Origin of the sequence: Rathayibacter sp. VKM Ac-2927 (assembly GCF_022815525.1) — a bacterium.
GTDB lineage: Bacteria > Actinomycetota > Actinomycetes > Actinomycetales > Microbacteriaceae > Rathayibacter > Rathayibacter festucae.
The window spans coordinates 599,027-617,900 of sequence record NZ_JALGRT010000003.1; the positions used below are offsets into that span (position 1 = coordinate 599,027).

Genomic DNA, 18,874 nt, shown 5'->3' on the forward strand with positions numbered 1-18,874 from the left:
CAGGAGCAACCGGTGACCGGCCACGCCTGCCCCACGCCCGCGTTCTTCCGCACCATCGGTCAGCAGTGGACGTGCCCGCGCTGCTCGGCCCGCTGGGAGCTGCGCACCGAGTACGACTACGGCCTCGGCTACCTCGAGTCGTGGACGCGCCTCACCGCCGGCCACGAGCCCACCCCGCGACGCCAGGGCCCCTGGGCGGAGCTGCTGCTGCTCGTCACGGTCGTCCTCGTGCTCGTGAAGCTCGCGACGAAGCCCGCCGTCTTCGACGGCCTGTCCCTGCTGATCGTGGTCTCGCTCGTCGGCGCGGGGACGGCGTGGCTGGTTCGCGAGTCCCGCCGGTGAACGCGACCGACGTCGAAACCGAGGCGATCGAGCACCTCGACTTCGAGCACGAGGTCCCCTGCGACGCCCGCGACTGCAGCAGGGCGGCCGAGTACTCGATCAGCTGCCGCACCTGCGACCTCGTCCTGCTGGCCTGCAAGCCCTGCCTCCGCTGGTACCTCGACAGGAACAACGGGGCCACCGTCTTCGACTGCCGACGCTGCGACGCGAGATCGATCGACTTCCTCGCTCTCGTCCATATCCACACCCTCCACTGACCACCGCTCACGAAGGAGCCCACCATGTCCGTACAAATCTCCGGCCAGGTCCCCGGCGAGAAGCTCAACGGCCTCGTCGACCTCGCAGAACAGTTCATCGACGACGAGACCGGCCGCGTGCTCGTCATCGGCGTCGTCGAGCCGTCGAAGATCGTCCACAACGTCGCGAAGCAGGAGACCTACCCGGTCGTCCGGTTCAGCCAGATCGACGCCCTGCAGGGCGACCTCGACGACAAGTCCCGTATCGCGATCCTCGACGTCGTCACCGGCGGCGGCACGCTCGACGAGATCGGCCGCGCGCTCCTCGAGGCGGCGTTCAAGGCGAGGACCGGGCTCGAGCAGCTCGACTTCGATGCGCCCGACCTCGACGCCGACGAGTGAGCGACCCCGCCGAGCGCCTGCGCGTCGTCTCGTTCTCCATCCCCGGAGAGCCGAAGGCGAAGGAGCGGCCCCGGCACGGGAAGGGCGGCCGCACCTTCACCCCCGCGACCACCCTCCGCGCCGAGAAGGCCATCGCCGAACTGTTCAAGGCGTCGTGCGAGCTCGCCGAACCGCTCGCCTGCGACGTCGCCATGCGGCTCGACTTCCACCTCGTGCGCCGCGGCCGCCGCGACGTCGACAACCTCCAGAAGCTCGTGATGGACGCCCTCAACGGCATCGCCTACCTCGACGACAACCAGGTCGTCGACGTCCGCGCCACGAAGCGCTTCGTCGAGAAGGGCCACGCCGGCTCTCTCATCACCATCTGGGCCGTCGTGCCCGCAGGCACCCCGATCGCCTGATCACCCACCAGCAGAAGGACACCAGTCATGAGCACCCAGACCACCACCCAGCCGACGGCCGTCGACACCGACGACGAGTCCTACCGCGAGCCGATCGACGTCGCCGCGCTGGCCGCGGAGTACGCCCGCCTCGGCGCGGTCGCCGCGGACGCGAAGGAGCGGCAGGAGCAGATCGCGGAGCAGCTGCGTGACGGCCTCGACTTCGGGACGCACGAGGCGGGGAACCTCGCGGTCGCGATCCAGCACAACCGGCGGCCGAACACGGCGCAGATCGAGAAGGACTACCCCGCCGACCAGTACCCCGCGATCTACGTCTCGAAGCTCGACATGGCCGCGTTCCGGAAGTACGTCGCCCCGATCATCGTCGAGAACTACCAGGTCGAGGGCGCCCCGAAGGTCCTGGTGAAGTGATGGACACCGCTTCCGTTCACCCAAGTCGCGCGGCGCGCAGCCGCTGCAGGTCGACGGCGAACCAGGCAGCCTTCCTCCGTCCGAGTCGCCACTCGTTGAGCTCGCCCAGGATCGAGGGGAACGCCACACTCACCGCCCTCCGCACCTCGTCTTCACTGGATCCCGGTTGCGGTACCGCGGCGAAGACCTTCTCGAAGACCCAGTCCCCGACGGGCTTGTCCTTCGCAGGAAGCAACCAGACGAAACGCCACGCCTCGGCACCGACCTCGAAGACGTCCACGTCATCACTCAACCGTTGCGTGGTGTTGTGGAGGCTACGGAGCGCTTCCAAGATGCTCGCGAAAGCCCGATCGAACCGTTCTCTCTCCGCCTCTTTCCGCTGCGCCCGTTGCTGGAGAGCGAACAGCACAACCACTCCCGCCAAGGCGATGAGGGCGCTCGTCAGGTTCGGCGCGATGTCGTTGAACAATTCGGCAGCAGTCGAAGGGGTGTCGGGAGCTTCCACAGCGCTGAGCGTATCGGCGGAGCGGCTGCCGGGTGCGGTCGCGTGACCGACATCGAGCGCGCCTATATGGGCGTCATCGAGAAGGCCATGGCCGGCCACCCGCGCAGCCAGCAGAAGCGCATCGGCCCGTCCGAGATCGGCGACCCCTGCGACCGCGCCATCCTCCACAAGCTCGCGCAGATCCCCGAACCGCCCCGCCCGCCCGCGTGGAAGCCCGCGATCGGCACCGCCGTCCACGCGCAGCTCGAGGAGTGGTTCGACGCCGCCAACCCCGACAGTCACATGGAGTGGGTGACCGAGAACACCGTCTACGTCGGCGACATCGGCCCCGAACGCATCCTCGGCTCCTGCGACCTCTTCCACATCCCCTCCGGCACCGTCATCGACCACAAGATCATCGGCGCCAAGCAGCTCGCCCACTACCGCGCGAACGGGCCCTCCCCGAAGTACCGGATCCAGGCGCACCTCTACGGCCTCGGCTACTTCAAGGAGGACGGGTGGGGTATCCCCCGCGAGGTGATGATCGCGTTCCTCCCCCGCGACGGCGAGCTCGGGAAGTCCTACCTCTGGCACGAGCCGTGGAACGCCGGCCTCGCGCTCGAGGCCCTGAACCGGGCGAACCGCCTCGACCAGCTGTGGCGCCTCGTCGGCCTCGAGAAGGCCGTCGAGATCTCCACCGGCTGCGACGACCCCTACTGCGCCTGGTGCCGCCTCGACCGGGCCGCCGCGGACCGCGAGAAGGGAGGCCCCCTCTTCACCCTCTGACCCGCCCAACCACGCACGACCAGCACGGACCAGCACGACCACCCAGACAGCCCGAAAGGCGAAACCACTCATGTCCCTGTTCGACATCTCCGGCGGCAAGTCCGCCACCTTCAACACCATCGGCGAGACCGTCACCGGCACCATCACCCGCGCCCCCTCCGAGCGGCAGGCCACGAAGTACAAGACCACCGACCTCGACTTCTGGCCCTCCGGCGACGCCAAGATGCAGATCCAGGTGCCCCTCCAGACGACGTCGCGCGTCGACCCCGACGACGACGGCGTCCGCACCCTCTACGTCACGAAGTCCAAGGGCGACGCCCGCTTCCGCGCCATCGCCGAAGCGATCGCGGCGGCCGGCGCCGAGGACCTCGCGGTCGGCGGGATCCTGACCGTCACCTACACCGGCAACGACCCCGCGTCGCAGAACCCCGCGAACCCGAAGAAGCTGTACACCGCCACCTACGCGCCGCCCGCCTCCGGCTTCGCGCAGGCCGCACCCGCCACCCCGCCGGCACCGGTGCAGCAGCAGACACCCGCGGGGTTCCCGTCGCAGGCGATCCCGCAGCAGGCGCCGCAGCAGCCCGTGCAGGCGCCGTTCGTGCCGCAGACGCCCCCGCCCGCGGGGACCTGGCCCGACACCGCCCAGCAGCAGTACGCGCAGCAGGCGCCCCAGCAGCCCGCCGCCCCCGCCGCGCCGCCCGCGCCCGCCGCGCACCCGTCCGGCCTGCCCGGCGAGCTCGTCGAGAAGGTCCGCGCGCTCATCGGCATGCAGATCCCCGACGAGGGCATCGCGTCCGCGACCGGCATCACCGTCGAGCAGATCGCCTCGGTCCGCGCGAACTAGCACCACCCCGGCGGCGCCCACCCCTCACCCGGTGGGCGCCGCCCCACCCCCGCCGACACCCGCGCCCACAGGAAGCACCCCATGAGCAGCATCAACCAGACCGCGCACCAGCTCGCGGCCGCCGGCGTGTCCGTCATCCCCGTCGCACCCGGCACCGGCAAGCGCCCCCACGGCTCCTGGAAGCAGGCCCAGACCACCATCGCCACCCCCGCGGAGATCGACCAGACGTGGACCGCCGACACCCCCTACGGGCTCGGAATCGTCACCGGCGCTGTCTCCGGCAACCTCGAAATGCTCGAACTCGAAGGGCGCGCCATGGGCCGCCTCCCCGAACTCGCGCAGCTCGCCAACGACTCCGGCGTCGGCGCCCTCTGGGCCCGCGTGTCCACCGGCTGGCTCGAGCAGTCACCCTCCGGCGGCATCCACTGGCTCTACCGCACCGACCGACCCGTCGTCGGCAACACGAAGCTCGCCGCCGACGCCACCCACCAGACCCTCGCCGAGACCCGCGGGGAAGGCGGGTTCGTGGTCGCCGCGCCCACCCCCGGCGCCTTCCACGACACCGGCCGCCCCTGGCTGCGCATCGCAGGCGGCCCCGACAGCATCCCCACCCTCACCGACGACGAACGCGGCACCCTCCACGCCATCATTGGCACCCTCGACGAGACCCCCGCCCCCGAGCAGACCGCGACCCTCTCCCCCACCTGGACCGCCCCGTCGACCGCCCGCGACGGCGACGTCACCCCCGGCGACGACTACGAAGAGCGCACCGACTGGGCCGACATCCTCACCCCCCACGGCTGGACCCTCGTCTTCGCCCGCGGCACCACCCGCTACTGGCGCCGACCCGGCAAGGAAGCCGACATCTCCGCGACCACCGGCCACGCCCGCGACCGCGACCGCCTCTTCGTGTTCACCACCTCCACCGTCTTCGACGCCGAGACCCCCTACACGAAGTTCGGCGCCTACGCCGTCCTCGAGCACGGCGGCGACCACTCCGCCGCCGCCACCGCGCTCGCCGGATCCGGATACGGGCGCCGCGCCGAACGCCACCTCGCCGCCGTCCCCCAGCCCGCGCCCACCGCGCCCGCGACGTCGTCGTCGAGCAGCGGGTCCGCGCCGGCCGTGCACCAGACCGACGGCACCGCCGCCCTGCAGCCGTCCACCATCTCCTCCGGCACCGAAGCGCTCACCGACACCGGCAACGCCTACCTCACCATGCAGCGCCACGCCCGGCGCCTCCGCTACGTCACCGACACCGGCAAGTGGGCCGCCTGGGAAGGCACCCGCTGGGTCATGGCCCCCGACGACGCCCCCGCCATGGCCGCCGCCCTCGACACCGTCCGCGCGCTCCCCGAAGACTCCCCCGCCCTCCACCAGCACAAGAAGAAGTCCTTCGCCGCCCGCGCCCTCACCAACAGCGTCCGCATCCTCCGCGGCCTCGGCGAGATCCGCACCACCGCCGACACCTTCGACACCCAGAACGGGCAGCTCAACACCCCCCGCGGCGTCATCGACCTCGCCACCGGGCAGATCCTCGACCCCCACCCCACCCTCATGCACACCCGCCAGACCGCGACCGTCGTCGACTTCGAGCTCCCCACCCCCCAGTGGGACCGATTCCTCCACGTCACCTTCCAAGGCGACCAGCAGCTCATCCAGTTCATGCAGCGCCTCGCCGGGATCACCGCGCACGGCGACACCGCCCACCACGTCCTCCCCTTCCTCCACGGCGGCGGCCAGAACGGGAAGACCGTGTTCCTCGAGACCCTCATGCGCGTCCTCGGCGACTACGCGACCTCCGCCCCCCAAGGGTTCCTCCTCGCCGGCCGAGACAAGCACGAGACCGAGCTCGCCGACCTGCAGGGCCGCCGCCTCGTCGTCGCGTCCGAGGTAAACGAGAACACCCGCTTCGACGAAGCGAAGATGAAAGCCCTCACCGGCGGGGACCGCATCAAGGCGCGCTTCATGCGGCAGGACTTCTTCACCTTCGAGCCCACCCACACCCTCTGGCTGATGGGCAACCACCAGCCGGCCGTCGCGTCCGGCGGGTTCTCGTTCTGGCGGCGCCTGCGCCTCATCCCCTTCGAGCACCAGATCACCGCCGAAGAGAAGGTCGACGACCTGCAGGGCATCCTCGCCCGCGACGAAGGCCCCGGGATCCTCGCGTGGATCGTCCGCGGCTACATCGACGCGATCGCGCACGGCCTCGGCGACCCCACCGCCGTCCGCGAGGCGACCGCCTCCTACGCCGCCGAGGAGGACCACCTCGCCCGGTTCATGGAGGACCGCTGCAAGATCGGCGGCGGCGAGTACGTCCGCGTCCCCACAGCCGAGCTGCGCCGCGAGTACTCGAAGTGGTGCCGCGCCGAGCACGAGACCGAGATCCCCGGGCAGGCCTTCGGCCGGCGCCTTCGGCAGGAGTTCGCGCTCGGCGAGGCGAAGGCCAACGGGCGCCGCTTCTACACGAACGTCACCCTCTACGCCGACGAGACGACCGCCGACGAAGGCGACGAGAAGGGATCACCGTGGACCGGATTCTGACCGTGAAATCGGACCCTGCCCCCGACCAGGCCGGACAGGCGTCCCAGGGTCCGCAGGGTCGCAATGGGGCGAGTGAATTCGCCTCAACCTCGACTCGGAAATGGCCTCTGACCAGCGTTACAGGGTCCGTAGGGTCCGTAGGGTCCGTTATTTCGACTACGACGCAGCTCTATGAGGGAACTAAGGGAACTGACCTAACTCGCGCAGGGAGCGTTCAACCGAAAACGGCGCCCCTACAGACCCTCACCCCCCGGAGCAGGCCATGAGACGCGGCCCCGAAATCCCCAAGGACGACCAGTGCCCCCGCTGCTCCGAGCCCGTCCTCCTCTACGACTGGGACGACATCGACGGCGCCTTCCACGGCCCCAAGAGAGTCGACCCGACACCTATCTCCCCGCCCGACGAGGTCGCCTGCACCATCCTCGGCCGGCCCACCTACGTCCTCGAGAAGACCATCCTCGGCACCTACCGGCTCTCCCGCCGCTTCTCCCACAACCTCCGCCGCCACACCCCCTACACGGTCGCGATCCTCCCCGCCCACCAGTGCGGCGCCCGCTACCCGACCACCCTCGCCGACGTCGGAGCCGTCTCCATCGACGAGCTCGACACCCCACCCAGCAGCACCCCCCCGTTCTGAGGAGACACCGCCCATGACCACCCTGCAGCAGCTCGCCCTCCTCACCGCCGCCCCCACCATCACCCCCTGCGCCCGCCACCACGCCGCCCGCGACGTCCACGCCGACGACTGCCCCGGCACTGACGTCTGCCACGGCTGCTACCCCGCCGCCGCCCGCTACGGCCACCTCTGCGGCCCCTGCTACTCCCGCATCCGCTACTGGCTCCGCTACGGCCACGAACTCGCCATGCACGCCTTCACCCTCCGCACGCCCAGCCTCGGCTCCTCCCTCGCCCAGACCGACCGCGTCGACTCCACCCGCGCCTGGCGGCTCCCCTTCAACGAACAGGCCGTCGAAGCGACCGATCTGTTCTTCGGGCAGCTCGCCGACGTCGTCAAGAACCACGCCACCGAGCTGCACGTCGCCCCGCCCGCGTTCCTCTTCGACCGGTGGCGCCGCGACGAGGACATCAACGGCTTCCCCAAGGACACCGACCTCGGGAAAGCCGACGTCCTCCTTGCCGAGCTGATCCGGTTCGAGCTCGCGCACGGGCCGAAGATCGCGGCCCTCGACACGATCGTCGTCTGGTACGACGAGCTCGCCGAGATGATCCGCACCCTCCGCGGCCGCTTCCCGATCGACCCGCCGCCCACCCGGCCGAGGACGGTCCCCTGCCCCGTCTGCGACCAGCACCGCCTCGTCATCACTCGCGACATCGTCAACGTCGAGACCATCCGCTGCGAGTACTGCCAGTGGACCCCCGCCAGCGACGTCGAGACCGACGCCGTCCTCACCGAAGGAGCAACAGCATGACCGACCACGAGCCAGGCACCTACCCGGGCAACGACGGCCGCGTCCTCACGACCGACCCGACCCATGGTCGGATCCCCGCCGACATCCAGTGGGAGGTCGAGGACGAATGGCACCCCAAGGACCTCGGTCAGCGGGTCGCACTCGAGCGGACGATCTTCAAGGCCCGCGGCGGGACGCACACGCCGGCGACGCCGCGGCCGCTCAACCCAGAGTGCGTCGTCGGGAAGCACCCAGCTTGCAACGGCGACGGCTGGGACTACGCCGCCAACGAGCCCGTTGACTGCACCTGCATCTGCCACCGACCGGCCGCCGCCGCATGAGACTCGCCGTCGCGGTGGTGATCATCCTGATCATCCCGATCGCCGCCTACATCGCCAGCGGCGACACCGCCCAACTCGAGGAGACCCCCGCACCATGACCGACGAGGCGGTGTACACCGTCCGCTCCGCAGCACGACGAGTGCGCCGCTCCCGCTCGACTATCCAGAGGTGGATGCACCACGGCATGCCCCACCGCCGCCTCGGCTCCCACCACGTCGAAATCGACGAAGCCGACCTCACCGCTTGGCTCCGCCGAGCGCTCATCAACCAGAAATCTGCCCGATTTCGGCCGAGAAGTTGACAGCCTCGGTGTGCGACCATCTACCTTCATAATCACGACGAAACCCACCACCACCCGACAGGGCGGCACGGTGGGTTTCTTCGTTCCAGGGCCGACACCTTCCGGCCCGCAGCACCGGTACTGACCCTCCGGATTCGGGCAGCACGGGTCACCAGGGCGGGCGCCGGCAGCCACCGACACGTGGCGAAGCGCCCGCCCCACTCACACGAAGCCGGGCGCCCACATCGACGCGAAGCTCGCCACGGTCGCGACGATCAGCCCACACACCACGAGCACATGCCCGGTGCGCTTCCCCTCGCCGCTCATGGTGAAGTACGGCCGCTGGTCCTCCGGGTCCGTCGCGACCTCGGGCTTCGACGTCTTCACCAGCCCGACGATCTCGAGCACGAAGGCGATCACGTAGAGGCCAGCGACGACGTAGTTCATGAGCATCGCGCCAGCGTACCCAGACCCGCCCGGCACCCCACCCAACCGGCTGCAGCGCCGCGCCGACGGTGGCGGACGGGCGCCCCACCCCGGCAGGAGCAGCATGGCCCGCACCCACGGCCGCCGCGCCACCGAATTCCGCGCCGAGCACAAGACCCGCTGGAAGGCCCAGAACGCGGCCTGCGCCATCTGTGGCCAACAGCACATCGACTACGACGCGCCCGCCAACACGCCCGACGCGCTCGAGCTCGACCACCGGCTCCCCGTCATCACCCACCCGCACCTCGAGTTCGACCCCGGCAACGTCCAACCCACCGCCCACCGCTGCAACCGCGGCAAGGGCGACGGACCCGCCGTCGCGAGCATCGGCGAGACCTCGGAGGCCTGGTAGCCATGGACCCTGAATTCGCGATCCGCGTCGCTCTCATCGCGGGAGCTGGGTGCGGCATGTACCTCATCGCCCTGGTCATCTCAGCAACGCTCCGCCAGCGCTACCGCCGCCCGCTGCGGTGCGCCCTCGGCCTCCACGCCTGGCCGCGGTACGTCAACGCCTACACCCAGGCGCCAGCGCCCGTGAGATGCGCTCGCTGCACTCGAGCGTGCCGTCGCTGACTCCGAGGGGTAGGGGGGTCGCGATCGCTGGCCCCGACCGTCCAGGTCACTCCACCGGCAGAGATCTCCCCCATCGGGAGTGAGCATCGTGCGCACACCCGTTCGCGTTCGCAGGATCGAGGTGCTCGGATGGCTCAGACGCCGGACCAGCGCCGCGAGGCGGCCCGCGAGCGGATGCGGGAGAAGCGCCGTCGAGAGCGTGAGCAGCGCGACGCTGAGCGCGCCGCCGCGGCGAACGGGACGAACGCGGCCGCGGCCCGCGTGATGCGCGACTCGGTCGACTCCGCGATCGCCGCCGCGAAGTGGCTGAAGGAGTCGGACGCCGCGTCGATCGCTCAGGCCCGGCTCCTCGCCGAGGACGTCGACGTGTCCCTCGCTGAGGGCGACCGGCCGGCCGCGCGCGCCGCGCACCGGGCCCTGTCCCGCGTGCTGTCCGACCTCGGCGCGACCCCGTCCGTGCGGCTGCTGCGCGAGCTGCGCTCCCTGCGCTTCGTCCCCGATTCGGCTGGAGGCAGCGATGGCGGCAGCCAGCCAGACGCGGCCGAAGGCCCGAGCAACGTCTCGAAGTTCCAGCGGCCCGAGAAGCGGGCGCGGTAGGCGCTACGGCTCCTCCGTCCCTCGCCTCTACACGCCGCCGCTGCGGCCGCTGACCGCGGACACGTCGCTCGGCTTCGAGGTGATCGAGTTCGCGGACTGGATCCGCGACCGCCTCGAGGAGCTCGACGCGCACCGCGACCCGACGGACGACACCGACTACCTCGGCCTGTTCCCGCGGCTGCTCGAGTGGCAGCGGTGGCTCCTGATCCACGCCCTCGAGATCCTCCCCGGCCCGGGCGCCGTGTTCCGGTTCCGGACGGTGCTGCTGCTCGTCGCCCGGCAGAACGGTAAGTCGACGCTGCTGACGTCGCTGATCCTGTGGCGCATGTTCCAGGACGGCGCCCGCATGATCCTCGGGACGAGCGTGTCCCTCGACCACTCCGAGAAGGCGTGGAGCGAGGCCGTCGCGGTCGCCGAGGCGGTCCCCGAGCTCGCGAACGAGATCCAGGACCTCAAGGCGGGGAAGGGCTCGCAGCTGCTCCTCCTCGACGGCGGCGAGCGGTACAAGATCGCGGCCGCGAACCGTCGCGGCGGGCGCGGGTTCTCCGGCGACCTGATCATCTTCGACGAGCTCCGCGAGCACCAGGACTGGAAGGCGTGGTCGGCGACGTCGAAGACGTCCATGGCCCGCAAGCGGGCGCAGGTGTGGGGCGTGTCCAACGCCGGCGACGCCGCGTCCGTAGTCCTGCGGCACCTGCGCGACGTCGCGATCGGCGCGATCACCGGCGCCGTCCTCGACTCTCTGCCCGACGACATCGCCGAGGACGTCGACGTCGACTCCATCGGCCTGTTCGAGTGGTCCGCGGGCGACGTCGACGGCGTCCAGCGCGGCATCTGGGACCGCGAGGGGTGGGCGGAGGCGAACCCTTCGATGGGGCACACCGAGCTCACCGAGCGCACGATCGCCGCGGCCGCGCTGACGGACCCCGAGTGGGAGTTCCGCACCGAGGTCCTCTGCCAGTTCGTGAACTCGGCCGGCGCGGGCCCCTTCCCGAACGGCGCCTGGCAGCGCGCGCTCGAGCAGCGCGTGACCCGCGACCGGGCCCGGCCGGCGGCGTACTGCGTCGACGTGTCGCACGACCGAACGTGGGCGTCGATCGCGATCGCGTTCTGGGACGACCAGGGGCGGCGCCGCGTCGAGCTCGCCGCGCGCCGCGCGGGCACCGAGTGGGTCATCCCATGGCTCCTCCACGCCGACCGGCAGGTCGCCCCCGACCTGGTGACGCTGCAGACGCGCGGCGCGCCCGTGTCCTCGCTCGTCGCGGACTTCGAGCGGGCCGGTATCGCCCTCGAGCCGTGGCAGGACGCCGAGCTGTCGCGCGCGTGCGGCCAGTTCTACGACGCGCTGCGCCACACCCTCGACGACGGCGACGACGTCGTCACGCTCACGCACGGCGCGCAGGCGCCGCTCGATATCGCGGCGGCGACAGCGCAGATCAAGGCGCTCGGCGACGGCTGGGCGATCGACCGCAAGAGATCCCCGGAGGACGCCGCGCCGCTCATGGCCGCGATCGGCGCGCTCTGGCTGCTGATGACCAACCCGGCCCCCGTCCGGTCCGCCTACGAGGACTTCGACGTCCTCGTGCTCTGAACCCGAAGGAGGCGACGTGGGACTCCTCGATATCCTCCGCGGCACTCGACCCGACTACCGCGCCGGCGTGCCCGTCGAGTACATCTCGACGACGACCAGCAGCGTGCTCGGCCTGTCCACGGAGGAGCTCTGGGAGACGCAGCCCGCACTCCGCTCCGTCGTCTCCTTCCGCGCCCGGAATATCGCGCAGCTCGGGATCCACACCTTCCAGCGCCTCGACGACGACGACCGCCGCCGTACCCGCGAGGACCCCGTCGCGCAGCTGCTCAAGCGGCCGAACGCCTCGATGACGAGCTACGAGCTCATCTACGACCTCGTCTCCACCATCGACCTCTACGACATCGCCTACTGGCTGCTCGCCGAGAGCGACACCGCGTCCGGGTGGGAGATCCGCCCAATCCCCGCGGCATGGGTGGTCGGCAACGAGGGCGGCGACTTCTGGGCGCCCGAGAAGTGGATCGTCGCGCCTCCCGGCAAGGAGTCCTTCAAGATCGACGCCGAGAACGTCCTTCCGTTCGTCGGCTGGAATCCGATCGCGAAGAAGCAGGGGAAGTCGCCCATCGAGGCGCTCAAGTCCACCCTCGCCGAGCAGATCCAGGCGTCCGAGTACCGCCAGCAGGTGTGGGCCCGCGGCGGCCGCGTCGGCACTGTCATCGAACGGCCCGCCGGCGAGTGGGGCGAAGCGGCACGCAAGCGGTTCACCGAGTCCTTTAAGAACGCTTTCTCCGGACGCGGCAGCAAGGCCGGCGGCACGCTGCTCCTCGAGGACGGCATGAAGATGAGCCGCGTCGGCTTCTCCGCCCACGAGGAGGAGTACATCGACGCGGCGAAGCTCGCGATCTCCACCGTCGCGTCGGTCTACCACGTCAACCCGACCATGATCGGGCAGCTCGATAACGCCAACTTCTCGAACGTGCGCGAGTTCCGGCGCATGCTCTACAGCGAGACCCTCGGCCCGCTCATGGCCCAGATCGAAGACCGGCTCAACACCTTCCTCGTCCCCCGCGTCGCGGCCGCCGCGGGCATCTATGTCGAGTTCAACATCGCCGAGAAGTTGCAGGGCTCGTTCGAGGAGCAGGCCGCCGGGCTCTCCACCTCCGTCGGCCGCCCCTGGATGACCGCCGACGAGGCGCGCTCGCGCAACAACATGCCCGCCCTCGGCGGAGACGCCGCGCAGCTCGCCACACCGCTCAACGTCCTCATGGGCGGGCAGGCTTCCCCCCGCGATTCCGCACCCAAGTCGGGACGGAAGGCCCCGCGATCGCGTGTGTCGCTCAAGTCCGACGACCTCGACACCACCAGCTACGTCGAGAAGGCCGCCGAGGTCCTCTCCACGTTCTTCGCCCGGCAGCGCCGTGCCGTCCTCTCCGCCCTCGGCGCGAAGGCGGCCGGCGACTACTGGGACGGCGCCCGCTGGGACCGCGAGCTCTCCGACGACCTCTACGCCCTCGCGATGACCACGGCCACCGAGCTCGGGCAGGAGCAGGCGAAGCGCCTCGGCTTCACCGAAGGCGACTACGACGAGGACCGCACCCGCGCGTTCCTCCGCGCCGTCGCAGACTCGCGCGCCGGCGCCATCAACTCGACGACCAAGGAACGCCTCGACGACGCCATCGACGACGACGACGCGGACCCCGCCGACGTCTTCGCCGAGGCCGAGTCCGCGCGCAGCGGATCCGCCGCGACCGCGCTCGTCGCGGGCCTCGCCGGGTTCGCGCTCGTCGAAGCCGCGCAGCAGACCACCGGCAGCGCGGCCCAGAAGACGTGGGAGACCGGCGACAACCCCCGCCCCGACCACGCCGCGATGGACGGCGAGACCGTCGGCATCGACGAACAGTTCTCCAACGGCGCCGACTGGCCAGGCGACCCCGTCCTCGGCGCCGACGGCGTCTCCGGCTGCAACTGCGGCGTCTCGATCAGCTACTAGGAGGCTCCCATGGAGACCAAGACCGTCCCCGTCAGCGTCAAGGCGGGACCCGACGACGGCCTCGCCGAGGGCGAGTTCATCGTCTACCCGTCAACGTTCACCCGCACGCCCGACAGCTACGGCGACATCGTCGCGAAGGGCGCGTTCCTCGACACCATCGACGAGTGGGAGGCGTCGGGCAACGCTCTTCCCGGCCTCTTCGGTCACCGCCTCGACGACCCCGACTTCTACGTCGCCGAGGCGCTCGAGATGAGCGAGGACGAGCACGGGTGGCGCGTTCGCGGCAAGTTCGACCTCGACTCCCCGAAGGGCCCGCAGGTCTACCGGCTCGTCAAGGGCCGGCGCCTCTCGCAGCTGTCCTTCGCGTACGACGTCCTCGACGAGGGCACTGTCGAGCTCGAGGACGGCGCCAAGGCCAATGAGCTGCGGAAGCTCAAGGTCTACGAGTTCTCGTTCGTGCCGATCGGCGCGAACCAGGACACCTCAGTCGTCGCCGTGAAGGCGAACGCGGAAGCGCTCGTCGACGCGGCGAAGGCCGGCAGAACCCTGTCGGCAAAGAACGAGGGCGACATCCGCTCGGCAGTCGATCTGCTGAGCAACGTCCTCGCCACTCTCCCCACCGAAGACACGGAGAAGGCCAGCGGTCAAGCACCGGCCAAGTCCGCCGACGACGAGGAGCCCCACGGGGCCAAGTCGCCGGCCGACGAGGAGCCGAGCGTCAACCCGTCCGCCAAGTCGCGCTCCCGCGCGGCGACCGTGGCACTGCGTGAATCCACCATCCTCCTCAGCGAAAGGAGCGCCTGATGGCGACTCTCATGGAACAGCACGCGGCCGCGCAGAAGGCGGCCCGCGACTTCATCACCGGACTCAAGGCCAAGGGTGACGACGTCACCGACGAGGACCTCGCCGAGGCTGACACCCTCGCGAAGACCGCGGCCGACCTCGCCAAGAAGCTCGACGGCAAGCGCGCCCTCGACGACCTCTCCGCCGGTCTCACCGGCGCCGACGAGGCGCCCGCCCAGAAGCAGGCGAAGTCGCTCGGCGAGCACTTCATCAAGACCGTCGGCGACCAGCTCGCGGGGAAGAAGGGCAGCAAGTTCACCCTCTCCGCCCCCGAGTTCAAGGCCGCCGGAGACGTGCAGACCGTCGGCTCCGTGTTCGGCCCCGCCGTCACCGACGTCGACCGCAACATCGTCACCGGCGTCCGCCGCCGCCTGACCGTCGCGGACCTCCTCGGCAGCGAGACCATCTCGGGCTCGGCGATCACCTACTTCGTCGAGGGCGCGCTCGAGGGCGACTTCACCACCGTCGCGGAGAACGGCCAGAAGCCGCAGCTCCACTTCGCCGACCCGACCGCGGTGACCGAGGCGCTCAAGAAGATCGCCGCGTTCATCAAGGAGTCCGACGAGATCATCGAGGACCTGCCCTGGTACAAGAGCGCGGTCGACGGCCGCCTCCTCTACCACCTGGGGCTCTTCGAGGAGAACCAGCTGCTCTCCGGCAGCGGCGCCGGCACCAACATCCGGGGCCTGCTCAACCGCGTCGGCATCCAGACCGAGGCCGCCGCGAACCGCACCGACAACGCGGACGCCCTGTTCCGCGCCATCACGAAGGTCGTCACCGGATCCGGGTTCGACGCCGACGGCATCGTCATCAACCCGGCCGACTACCAGACGCTGCGCCTCTCCAAGGACGGCAACGGCCAGTACTTCGGCGGAGGGTTCTTCTCCGGCCAGTACGGCAACGGCGGCATCCAGGAGCAGCCGCCGCTCTGGGGCCTGCGCACCGTCGTCACCCCGGCGATCACCGCGGGCACCGCCCTCGTCGGCGCCTACGCCCAGTCGGCGTCCGTCATCCGCAAGGGCGGCGTGCGCGTCGAGTCGACCAACACCGACGAGGACGACTTCACCAACAACCGCGTCACCATCCGCGCGGAGGAGCGCCTCGCGCTCGCCGCCCGGCAGCCGGCCGGATTCGTGAAGGTCACCTTCTCGAGCGCCGCTCCGGCGTGATCCATCTGACGGGGTCGGGCCTCACCGCCCGGCCCCGTCAGCCACACCTCCGAAGGGACCCGCGCCATGGCGCTCAGAGAGTACGACTACCGCGGCAGCACCTACCAGTTCGACGACGAGGACGTGCCCGCGGGCGCCGTGCTCCGAGCCGCCACGAAGGCCGCCGCCGACCCGCGCAACACCGCCGCACGCAAGCCGCGCGACAAGCAGGCGCCCGCGCCCAAGACCAAGTAGGAGGCGCCGTGGCCGAGGCATTCGCCGACAAGGAGCAGATGGCCGCCCGGTCGCTGGGCGCCATCACCGCCACCACCCACCTCTACCTCGACGCCGCGCTCACGGCCGCGTCCGCGCTCATCCGCGAGCACTGCGGCTGGCACATCGCGAAGGTCGAGGAGCTGCAGGTCCGCCTCGACGGACCCGGCGGGGACCTCCTCGTCCTCCCCACCCTCCGCCTCGTCGACCTCGTCAGCGTCGTCGAGCGTGGCACCACCGTTGACGTCGCGACCCTCGACGTGTCCGGGCTCGGCCTCATCCGCGGCCGCCGCTGGACCGACCGCCTCGGCGGCATCGTCGCGACCTTCACCCACGGCTACGCCGACGTCCCCGCGACCGTCGCCGACCTCACCCTGCAGATCGCCTCCCGCGCCCTCGGCTCCCCCCTCGGCATCGTCCGCGAGCAGACCCTCTCCGCGTCCGTCACCTGGTCCACGACCGCCGCAGGCGTCGCCGGCGGCACCGTCCTCCTCCCCCACGAGCAGGAGCAGCTCGCGCCCTACCGGATCGGCTGGACCCCCTGATGCTCTCCACCTTCGCCCGCGAGACCATCACCCGCATCCGCTACCCGCGAATCACCGACGGCGGCGTCGACGTCGCCGACCGAGACCACCCCGAGCGCACCGCCATCACCGGCTGCTGGCTCGAACCCGCCCGGTCCGCCGAGAACACCGACGGTCGCGCCGCCGTCTTCACCGGCTGGACCGTCGCCGCACCGCCCACCGCCGACGTCCGCGCCGACGACCACATCGAATACCAGGGCATCGAGTACGAGGTCCTCGGCGACGTCCTCCGCGTCCCCTCCCCCACCGGCGCGCTCGCGCACACGCAGCTCACGATCCAACGCTGGGAGGGCTGATGGCCGGCAGCGTCCGCATCGAGATGAACTCGAAGACCGCCGCCGCGATTCTCAAGAGCCCCGAGGTGCAGGGCGAGCTCAAGCGCCGCGCCGACGCGATCCGCGCGGCCGCCGGATCCGACGATGACTTCACCGTCCTCGAGGCAGTCGGCCGCAACCGCGCTGGCGCCTACGTCATCACCTCCTCCCGCGAAGGCCGGAAGGCCGAAGCCGAGGACCGCGCGCTCACCCGCGCGCTCGACGCCGGAAGGTGAGCATGGCCGAGCCCGAGATCCTCGTCGCCCCCGACACCCGCACCGCCGTCTACCAGCACCTCGACACCTTCGCCGCCGGCACCGGCGCCCACGCCTACGGCCGCATCCCCTCGCCCCGGCCGAAGATCTTCACCCGCGTGCGCCCCGTCGGCGGCTACGACGAGGACCTCGTTACCGTCGTCCACCGCGTCACCGTCGAGGCGTACGCCTCCACCGAGGACGCCGCCATGAAGCTCGCGCTGCTCAACGACGCGATCATGATCGCCGCCGGCCGCGCCGGCCGCATCGGCGACGTCACCGTCCGCCGCGTCGACACCGAGTCCGCGCCCGACTTCCTCCCCGACCCGCTGCTGCCCGAAGTCGCGCGCGCGACCGCGACCTACGCGATCGCCGCCCGCCGCACAGCCCTCTGACTCCCCGCCACCCCGGCGAGGAACGGTCCCAACCACCACCCAGGACCGTCTCCGGACGGTCACCTCGTGCTGCCCAGAAAGGGGCCCCCATGAACACCGCAGGCAAGGTGATCTCCGGCAAGTCCAAGGTCACCGGAGGCGTCCTCACCGCCCCCACCGGCACCGCCGGACGCACCGACCCCAAGGGCGGCATCCCCGCCGGCTACAGCCCCAACGGTTACGTCTCCGAGGACGGCCTCTCCAAGACCGAGAACCGCGACGTCACGACCATCAAGGAGTGGTCCGGCCTCGTCGTCAAGCGCACCCAGACCGGGTTCGAGGTCGAGTTCTCGTTCGCGTTCCTCGAGTACCTCAACGCCGACGCCGCGAAGGCCATCTACGGCGAGGACGCGGTCGAGGTCACCCCCGCGACCACCGCTCACGGCGAGCAAATGATCGTCACCGTCTCCGGCGAGGAGGCCCCCCGCCTCGCGTGGATCTTCGACATGGCCGACGGCGACGCCGTCATCTCCATCGAGCTCCCCGACGCGCAGGTCACCGCCACCGGCGACACCTCCTACAACACCTCCGGCGCCGCGCTCCGCCAGGTGACCCTCACCGCCTACTACGACGACGAGATCGGCGGCTTCTACCGCGAGCTCTCCGACGACGGCATCAAGGTCACCGGCTGACCCTCGCCCCACGAACGCCGACCGGGCGGACGGGACCCCGCCCGGTCGGCTCCACCATCCACGGTCCCACCCATCCCACGGAGGTCCCCATGTTCACCGTCCCCGCATCCAAGGCGTCGATCAAGCAGAACCGCTTCGAGTTCAAGCTCCCCGGCGACGACACCACCTACTCGCTCCCGAAGCTGCAGTTCGTGAAGCCGAAGCTCGTCCTCCAGATCAGCGGCAGCTCCAAGGCCGACGTCGTCCGCCTGCTGATGGACCACTACATCCCCGACGCCTTCGAGCAGATCGAGTCCCTCGAGCAGCTCACCGCGCTCTACGAGGCGTGGGCCGACGCGTCGGGCATCACGCCGGGGGAATCGTCGGCCTCCACCGACAGCTAGTCGAACACGGGGAGGCCCTCCGCTACGACCTCTACATGGCCGGCCGGTCCATCGACCTCCTCGGCACACCAGAACTGTCGTGGCTCGACCTGCGCGCGATTATGCGCCACTCACCGCGCGGCTCCGCCTACTACCGGGCCGTGCACGGCGAACTCGCCGAGTGGGACATGACCGTGCAGCTCCTCGCCGTCGCCGTCGACCGCCTCGGCGCCGGCAACTGGCAGCGCGGCGGCGGCAAGGGCGGCAAGCCCAAGCCCATCCCCCGCCCCAAGGCGACCCGCCGCATCGGCACCACCGTCCTCTCTCTCGAGGCGATGGACCAGCTCCTCGGCTACACGCCGCGCAGCACCTGACC

General features: G+C 70.6%; 27 protein-coding genes. 25 read left to right on the forward strand and 2 right to left on the reverse strand.

Annotation, left to right across the window (positions count from 1 at the left end; genetic code table 11):
- The first annotated feature begins 12 nt into the window (after window positions 1-12).
- Genes MT353_RS11935 through MT353_RS11955 form a run of 5 tightly spaced genes read left to right on the forward strand, consistent with a single transcriptional unit; the run spans window position 13 to window position 1,792 of the window.
- Entirely contained in the window at window positions 13-342 is a 330-nt protein-coding gene (locus tag MT353_RS11935) for a hypothetical protein (protein WP_243624565.1), read from the forward strand.
- Window positions 339-599: a hypothetical protein gene (locus MT353_RS11940; RefSeq protein WP_243624567.1), complete on the forward strand. Its 261-nt coding sequence runs from the start codon at window positions 339-341 to the stop codon at window positions 597-599. Before MT353_RS11935 ends, MT353_RS11940 begins: the two co-directional genes overlap by 4 nt.
- 24 nt (window positions 600-623) lie before the next feature.
- On the forward strand, window positions 624-980 hold the full coding sequence (locus tag MT353_RS11945) for a hypothetical protein (RefSeq protein ID WP_243624568.1): 357 nt from the start codon (window positions 624-626) through the stop codon (window positions 978-980).
- Entirely contained in the window at window positions 977-1,381 is a 405-nt protein-coding gene (locus MT353_RS11950; RefSeq protein WP_243624570.1) for a RusA family crossover junction endodeoxyribonuclease, read from the forward strand. Before MT353_RS11945 ends, MT353_RS11950 begins: the two co-directional genes overlap by 4 nt.
- Before the next feature lie 27 nt (window positions 1,382-1,408).
- Complete coding sequence (locus tag MT353_RS11955) at window positions 1,409-1,792, forward strand: hypothetical protein (protein WP_243624572.1); 384 nt, start codon at window positions 1,409-1,411, stop codon at window positions 1,790-1,792.
- A gap of 16 nt (window positions 1,793-1,808) precedes the next feature.
- Here MT353_RS11955 and MT353_RS11960 read toward each other — a convergent pair whose 3' ends face one another.
- Entirely contained in the window at window positions 1,809-2,297 is a 489-nt protein-coding gene (locus tag MT353_RS11960) for a hypothetical protein (protein WP_243624576.1), read from the reverse strand.
- 42 nt (window positions 2,298-2,339) lie between these two features.
- Between MT353_RS11960 and MT353_RS11965 the strand changes: the two genes are divergently transcribed.
- The 6 genes from MT353_RS11965 to MT353_RS11990 all read left to right on the forward strand — a co-directional run bounded on the left by MT353_RS11965 (window position 2,340) and on the right by MT353_RS11990 (window position 8,200).
- The gene (locus MT353_RS11965; protein ID WP_243624578.1) at window positions 2,340-3,062 is read left to right on the forward strand and encodes a hypothetical protein; all 723 of its coding nucleotides are present in this window, start codon (window positions 2,340-2,342) and stop codon (window positions 3,060-3,062) included.
- A gap of 70 nt (window positions 3,063-3,132) precedes the next feature.
- On the forward strand, window positions 3,133-3,906 hold the full coding sequence (locus tag MT353_RS11970; RefSeq protein WP_243624580.1) for a hypothetical protein: 774 nt from the start codon (window positions 3,133-3,135) through the stop codon (window positions 3,904-3,906).
- A gap of 81 nt (window positions 3,907-3,987) precedes the next feature.
- Window positions 3,988-6,450, forward strand: a complete 2,463-nt coding sequence (locus MT353_RS11975) for a phage/plasmid primase, P4 family (RefSeq protein WP_243624583.1) — start codon at window positions 3,988-3,990, stop codon at window positions 6,448-6,450.
- A gap of 262 nt (window positions 6,451-6,712) precedes the next feature.
- Complete coding sequence (locus MT353_RS11980) at window positions 6,713-7,087, forward strand: hypothetical protein (protein ID WP_243624584.1); 375 nt, start codon at window positions 6,713-6,715, stop codon at window positions 7,085-7,087.
- Between the two features lie 13 nt (window positions 7,088-7,100).
- Window positions 7,101-7,880: a hypothetical protein gene (locus MT353_RS11985; RefSeq protein WP_243624585.1), complete on the forward strand. Its 780-nt coding sequence runs from the start codon at window positions 7,101-7,103 to the stop codon at window positions 7,878-7,880.
- Window positions 7,877-8,200, forward strand: coding sequence for a hypothetical protein (locus tag MT353_RS11990; protein ID WP_243624586.1), 324 nt, complete (start codon window positions 7,877-7,879; stop codon window positions 8,198-8,200). The genes MT353_RS11985 and MT353_RS11990 overlap by 4 nt, the downstream gene beginning before the upstream one ends.
- Window positions 8,201-8,702: 502 nt before the next feature.
- Here the strand turns inward: MT353_RS11990 and MT353_RS11995 are convergent.
- Window positions 8,703-8,933: a hypothetical protein gene (locus MT353_RS11995; RefSeq protein ID WP_243624588.1), complete on the reverse strand. Its 231-nt coding sequence runs from the start codon at window positions 8,931-8,933 to the stop codon at window positions 8,703-8,705.
- A gap of 97 nt (window positions 8,934-9,030) precedes the next feature.
- On the opposite strand from MT353_RS11995, the gene MT353_RS12000 reads away from it, so the two are divergent.
- From MT353_RS12000 to MT353_RS12065, 14 genes are all read left to right on the forward strand, one after another.
- Entirely contained in the window at window positions 9,031-9,318 is a 288-nt protein-coding gene (locus tag MT353_RS12000) for a hypothetical protein (RefSeq protein ID WP_243624589.1), read from the forward strand.
- A gap of 350 nt (window positions 9,319-9,668) precedes the next feature.
- Window positions 9,669-10,136, forward strand: a complete 468-nt coding sequence (locus MT353_RS12005) for a hypothetical protein (protein WP_243624591.1) — start codon at window positions 9,669-9,671, stop codon at window positions 10,134-10,136.
- Window positions 10,137-10,215: 79 nt separating this feature from the next.
- Entirely contained in the window at window positions 10,216-11,727 is a 1,512-nt protein-coding gene (locus MT353_RS12010; protein ID WP_243624593.1) for a hypothetical protein, read from the forward strand.
- A 16-nt stretch (window positions 11,728-11,743) separates the two neighbouring features.
- Window positions 11,744-13,654 carry a phage portal protein gene (locus MT353_RS12015; protein ID WP_243624594.1) on the forward strand — a complete coding sequence of 637 codons (1,911 nt, stop codon included), beginning with the start codon at window positions 11,744-11,746 and terminating at the stop codon, window positions 13,652-13,654.
- 9 nt (window positions 13,655-13,663) lie between these two features.
- Entirely contained in the window at window positions 13,664-14,458 is a 795-nt protein-coding gene (locus MT353_RS12020; RefSeq protein WP_243624595.1) for an HK97 family phage prohead protease, read from the forward strand.
- On the forward strand, window positions 14,458-15,666 hold the full coding sequence (locus MT353_RS12025; RefSeq protein ID WP_104324046.1) for a phage major capsid protein: 1,209 nt from the start codon (window positions 14,458-14,460) through the stop codon (window positions 15,664-15,666). Before MT353_RS12020 ends, MT353_RS12025 begins: the two co-directional genes overlap by 1 nt.
- Before the next feature lie 66 nt (window positions 15,667-15,732).
- Complete coding sequence (locus tag MT353_RS12030) at window positions 15,733-15,900, forward strand: hypothetical protein (RefSeq protein WP_243624596.1); 168 nt, start codon at window positions 15,733-15,735, stop codon at window positions 15,898-15,900.
- A gap of 8 nt (window positions 15,901-15,908) precedes the next feature.
- A complete protein-coding gene (locus MT353_RS12035; RefSeq protein ID WP_243624597.1) occupies window positions 15,909-16,463 on the forward strand; it encodes a hypothetical protein in 555 nt (184 codons plus the stop codon).
- The gene (locus MT353_RS12040) at window positions 16,463-16,798 is read left to right on the forward strand and encodes a hypothetical protein (protein ID WP_243624598.1); all 336 of its coding nucleotides are present in this window, start codon (window positions 16,463-16,465) and stop codon (window positions 16,796-16,798) included. The genes MT353_RS12035 and MT353_RS12040 overlap by 1 nt, the downstream gene beginning before the upstream one ends.
- A complete protein-coding gene (locus MT353_RS12045; RefSeq protein ID WP_243624599.1) occupies window positions 16,798-17,052 on the forward strand; it encodes a hypothetical protein in 255 nt (84 codons plus the stop codon). Before MT353_RS12040 ends, MT353_RS12045 begins: the two co-directional genes overlap by 1 nt.
- A gap of 2 nt (window positions 17,053-17,054) precedes the next feature.
- Window positions 17,055-17,465, forward strand: coding sequence for a hypothetical protein (locus MT353_RS12050; RefSeq protein WP_243624600.1), 411 nt, complete (start codon window positions 17,055-17,057; stop codon window positions 17,463-17,465).
- Window positions 17,466-17,554: 89 nt separating this feature from the next.
- A complete protein-coding gene (locus MT353_RS12055; protein WP_243624601.1) occupies window positions 17,555-18,136 on the forward strand; it encodes a hypothetical protein in 582 nt (193 codons plus the stop codon).
- Between the two features lie 89 nt (window positions 18,137-18,225).
- The gene (locus MT353_RS12060; protein WP_243624602.1) at window positions 18,226-18,519 is read left to right on the forward strand and encodes a hypothetical protein; all 294 of its coding nucleotides are present in this window, start codon (window positions 18,226-18,228) and stop codon (window positions 18,517-18,519) included.
- Between the two features lie 35 nt (window positions 18,520-18,554).
- Window positions 18,555-18,872: a hypothetical protein gene (locus MT353_RS12065; RefSeq protein WP_243624603.1), complete on the forward strand. Its 318-nt coding sequence runs from the start codon at window positions 18,555-18,557 to the stop codon at window positions 18,870-18,872.
- Window positions 18,873-18,874 lie beyond the last annotated feature (2 nt).

Bases quoted from the DNA above. Each gene is read 5' to 3' on its own strand.
- MT353_RS12050 (WP_243624600.1), top strand. From the start codon at position 17,055: ATGGCCGAGCCCGAGATCCTCGTCGCCCCCGACACCCGCACCGCCGTC.
- MT353_RS12060 (WP_243624602.1), top strand. From the start codon at position 18,226: ATGTTCACCGTCCCCGCATCCAAGGCGTCGATCAAGCAGAACCGCTTC.
- MT353_RS12040 (WP_243624598.1), top strand. From the start codon at position 16,463: ATGCTCTCCACCTTCGCCCGCGAGACCATCACCCGCATCCGCTACCCG.
- MT353_RS12065 (WP_243624603.1), top strand. From the start codon at position 18,555: ATGGCCGGCCGGTCCATCGACCTCCTCGGCACACCAGAACTGTCGTGG.
- MT353_RS12025 (WP_104324046.1), top strand. From the start codon at position 14,458: ATGGCGACTCTCATGGAACAGCACGCGGCCGCGCAGAAGGCGGCCCGC.
- MT353_RS11990 (WP_243624586.1), top strand. From the start codon at position 7,877: ATGACCGACCACGAGCCAGGCACCTACCCGGGCAACGACGGCCGCGTC.
- MT353_RS12055 (WP_243624601.1), top strand. From the start codon at position 17,555: ATGAACACCGCAGGCAAGGTGATCTCCGGCAAGTCCAAGGTCACCGGA.
- MT353_RS11970 (WP_243624580.1), top strand. From the start codon at position 3,133: ATGTCCCTGTTCGACATCTCCGGCGGCAAGTCCGCCACCTTCAACACC.
- MT353_RS11975 (WP_243624583.1), top strand. From the start codon at position 3,988: ATGAGCAGCATCAACCAGACCGCGCACCAGCTCGCGGCCGCCGGCGTG.
- MT353_RS12000 (WP_243624589.1), top strand. From the start codon at position 9,031: ATGGCCCGCACCCACGGCCGCCGCGCCACCGAATTCCGCGCCGAGCAC.
- MT353_RS11985 (WP_243624585.1), top strand. From the start codon at position 7,101: ATGACCACCCTGCAGCAGCTCGCCCTCCTCACCGCCGCCCCCACCATC.
- MT353_RS12020 (WP_243624595.1), top strand. From the start codon at position 13,664: ATGGAGACCAAGACCGTCCCCGTCAGCGTCAAGGCGGGACCCGACGAC.
- MT353_RS12030 (WP_243624596.1), top strand. From the start codon at position 15,733: ATGGCGCTCAGAGAGTACGACTACCGCGGCAGCACCTACCAGTTCGAC.
- MT353_RS11980 (WP_243624584.1), top strand. From the start codon at position 6,713: ATGAGACGCGGCCCCGAAATCCCCAAGGACGACCAGTGCCCCCGCTGC.
- MT353_RS11955 (WP_243624572.1), top strand. From the start codon at position 1,409: ATGAGCACCCAGACCACCACCCAGCCGACGGCCGTCGACACCGACGAC.
- MT353_RS11995 (WP_243624588.1), bottom strand. From the start codon at position 8,933: ATGCTCATGAACTACGTCGTCGCTGGCCTCTACGTGATCGCCTTCGTG.
- MT353_RS11945 (WP_243624568.1), top strand. From the start codon at position 624: ATGTCCGTACAAATCTCCGGCCAGGTCCCCGGCGAGAAGCTCAACGGC.
- MT353_RS12045 (WP_243624599.1), top strand. From the start codon at position 16,798: ATGGCCGGCAGCGTCCGCATCGAGATGAACTCGAAGACCGCCGCCGCG.
- MT353_RS12005 (WP_243624591.1), top strand. From the start codon at position 9,669: ATGGCTCAGACGCCGGACCAGCGCCGCGAGGCGGCCCGCGAGCGGATG.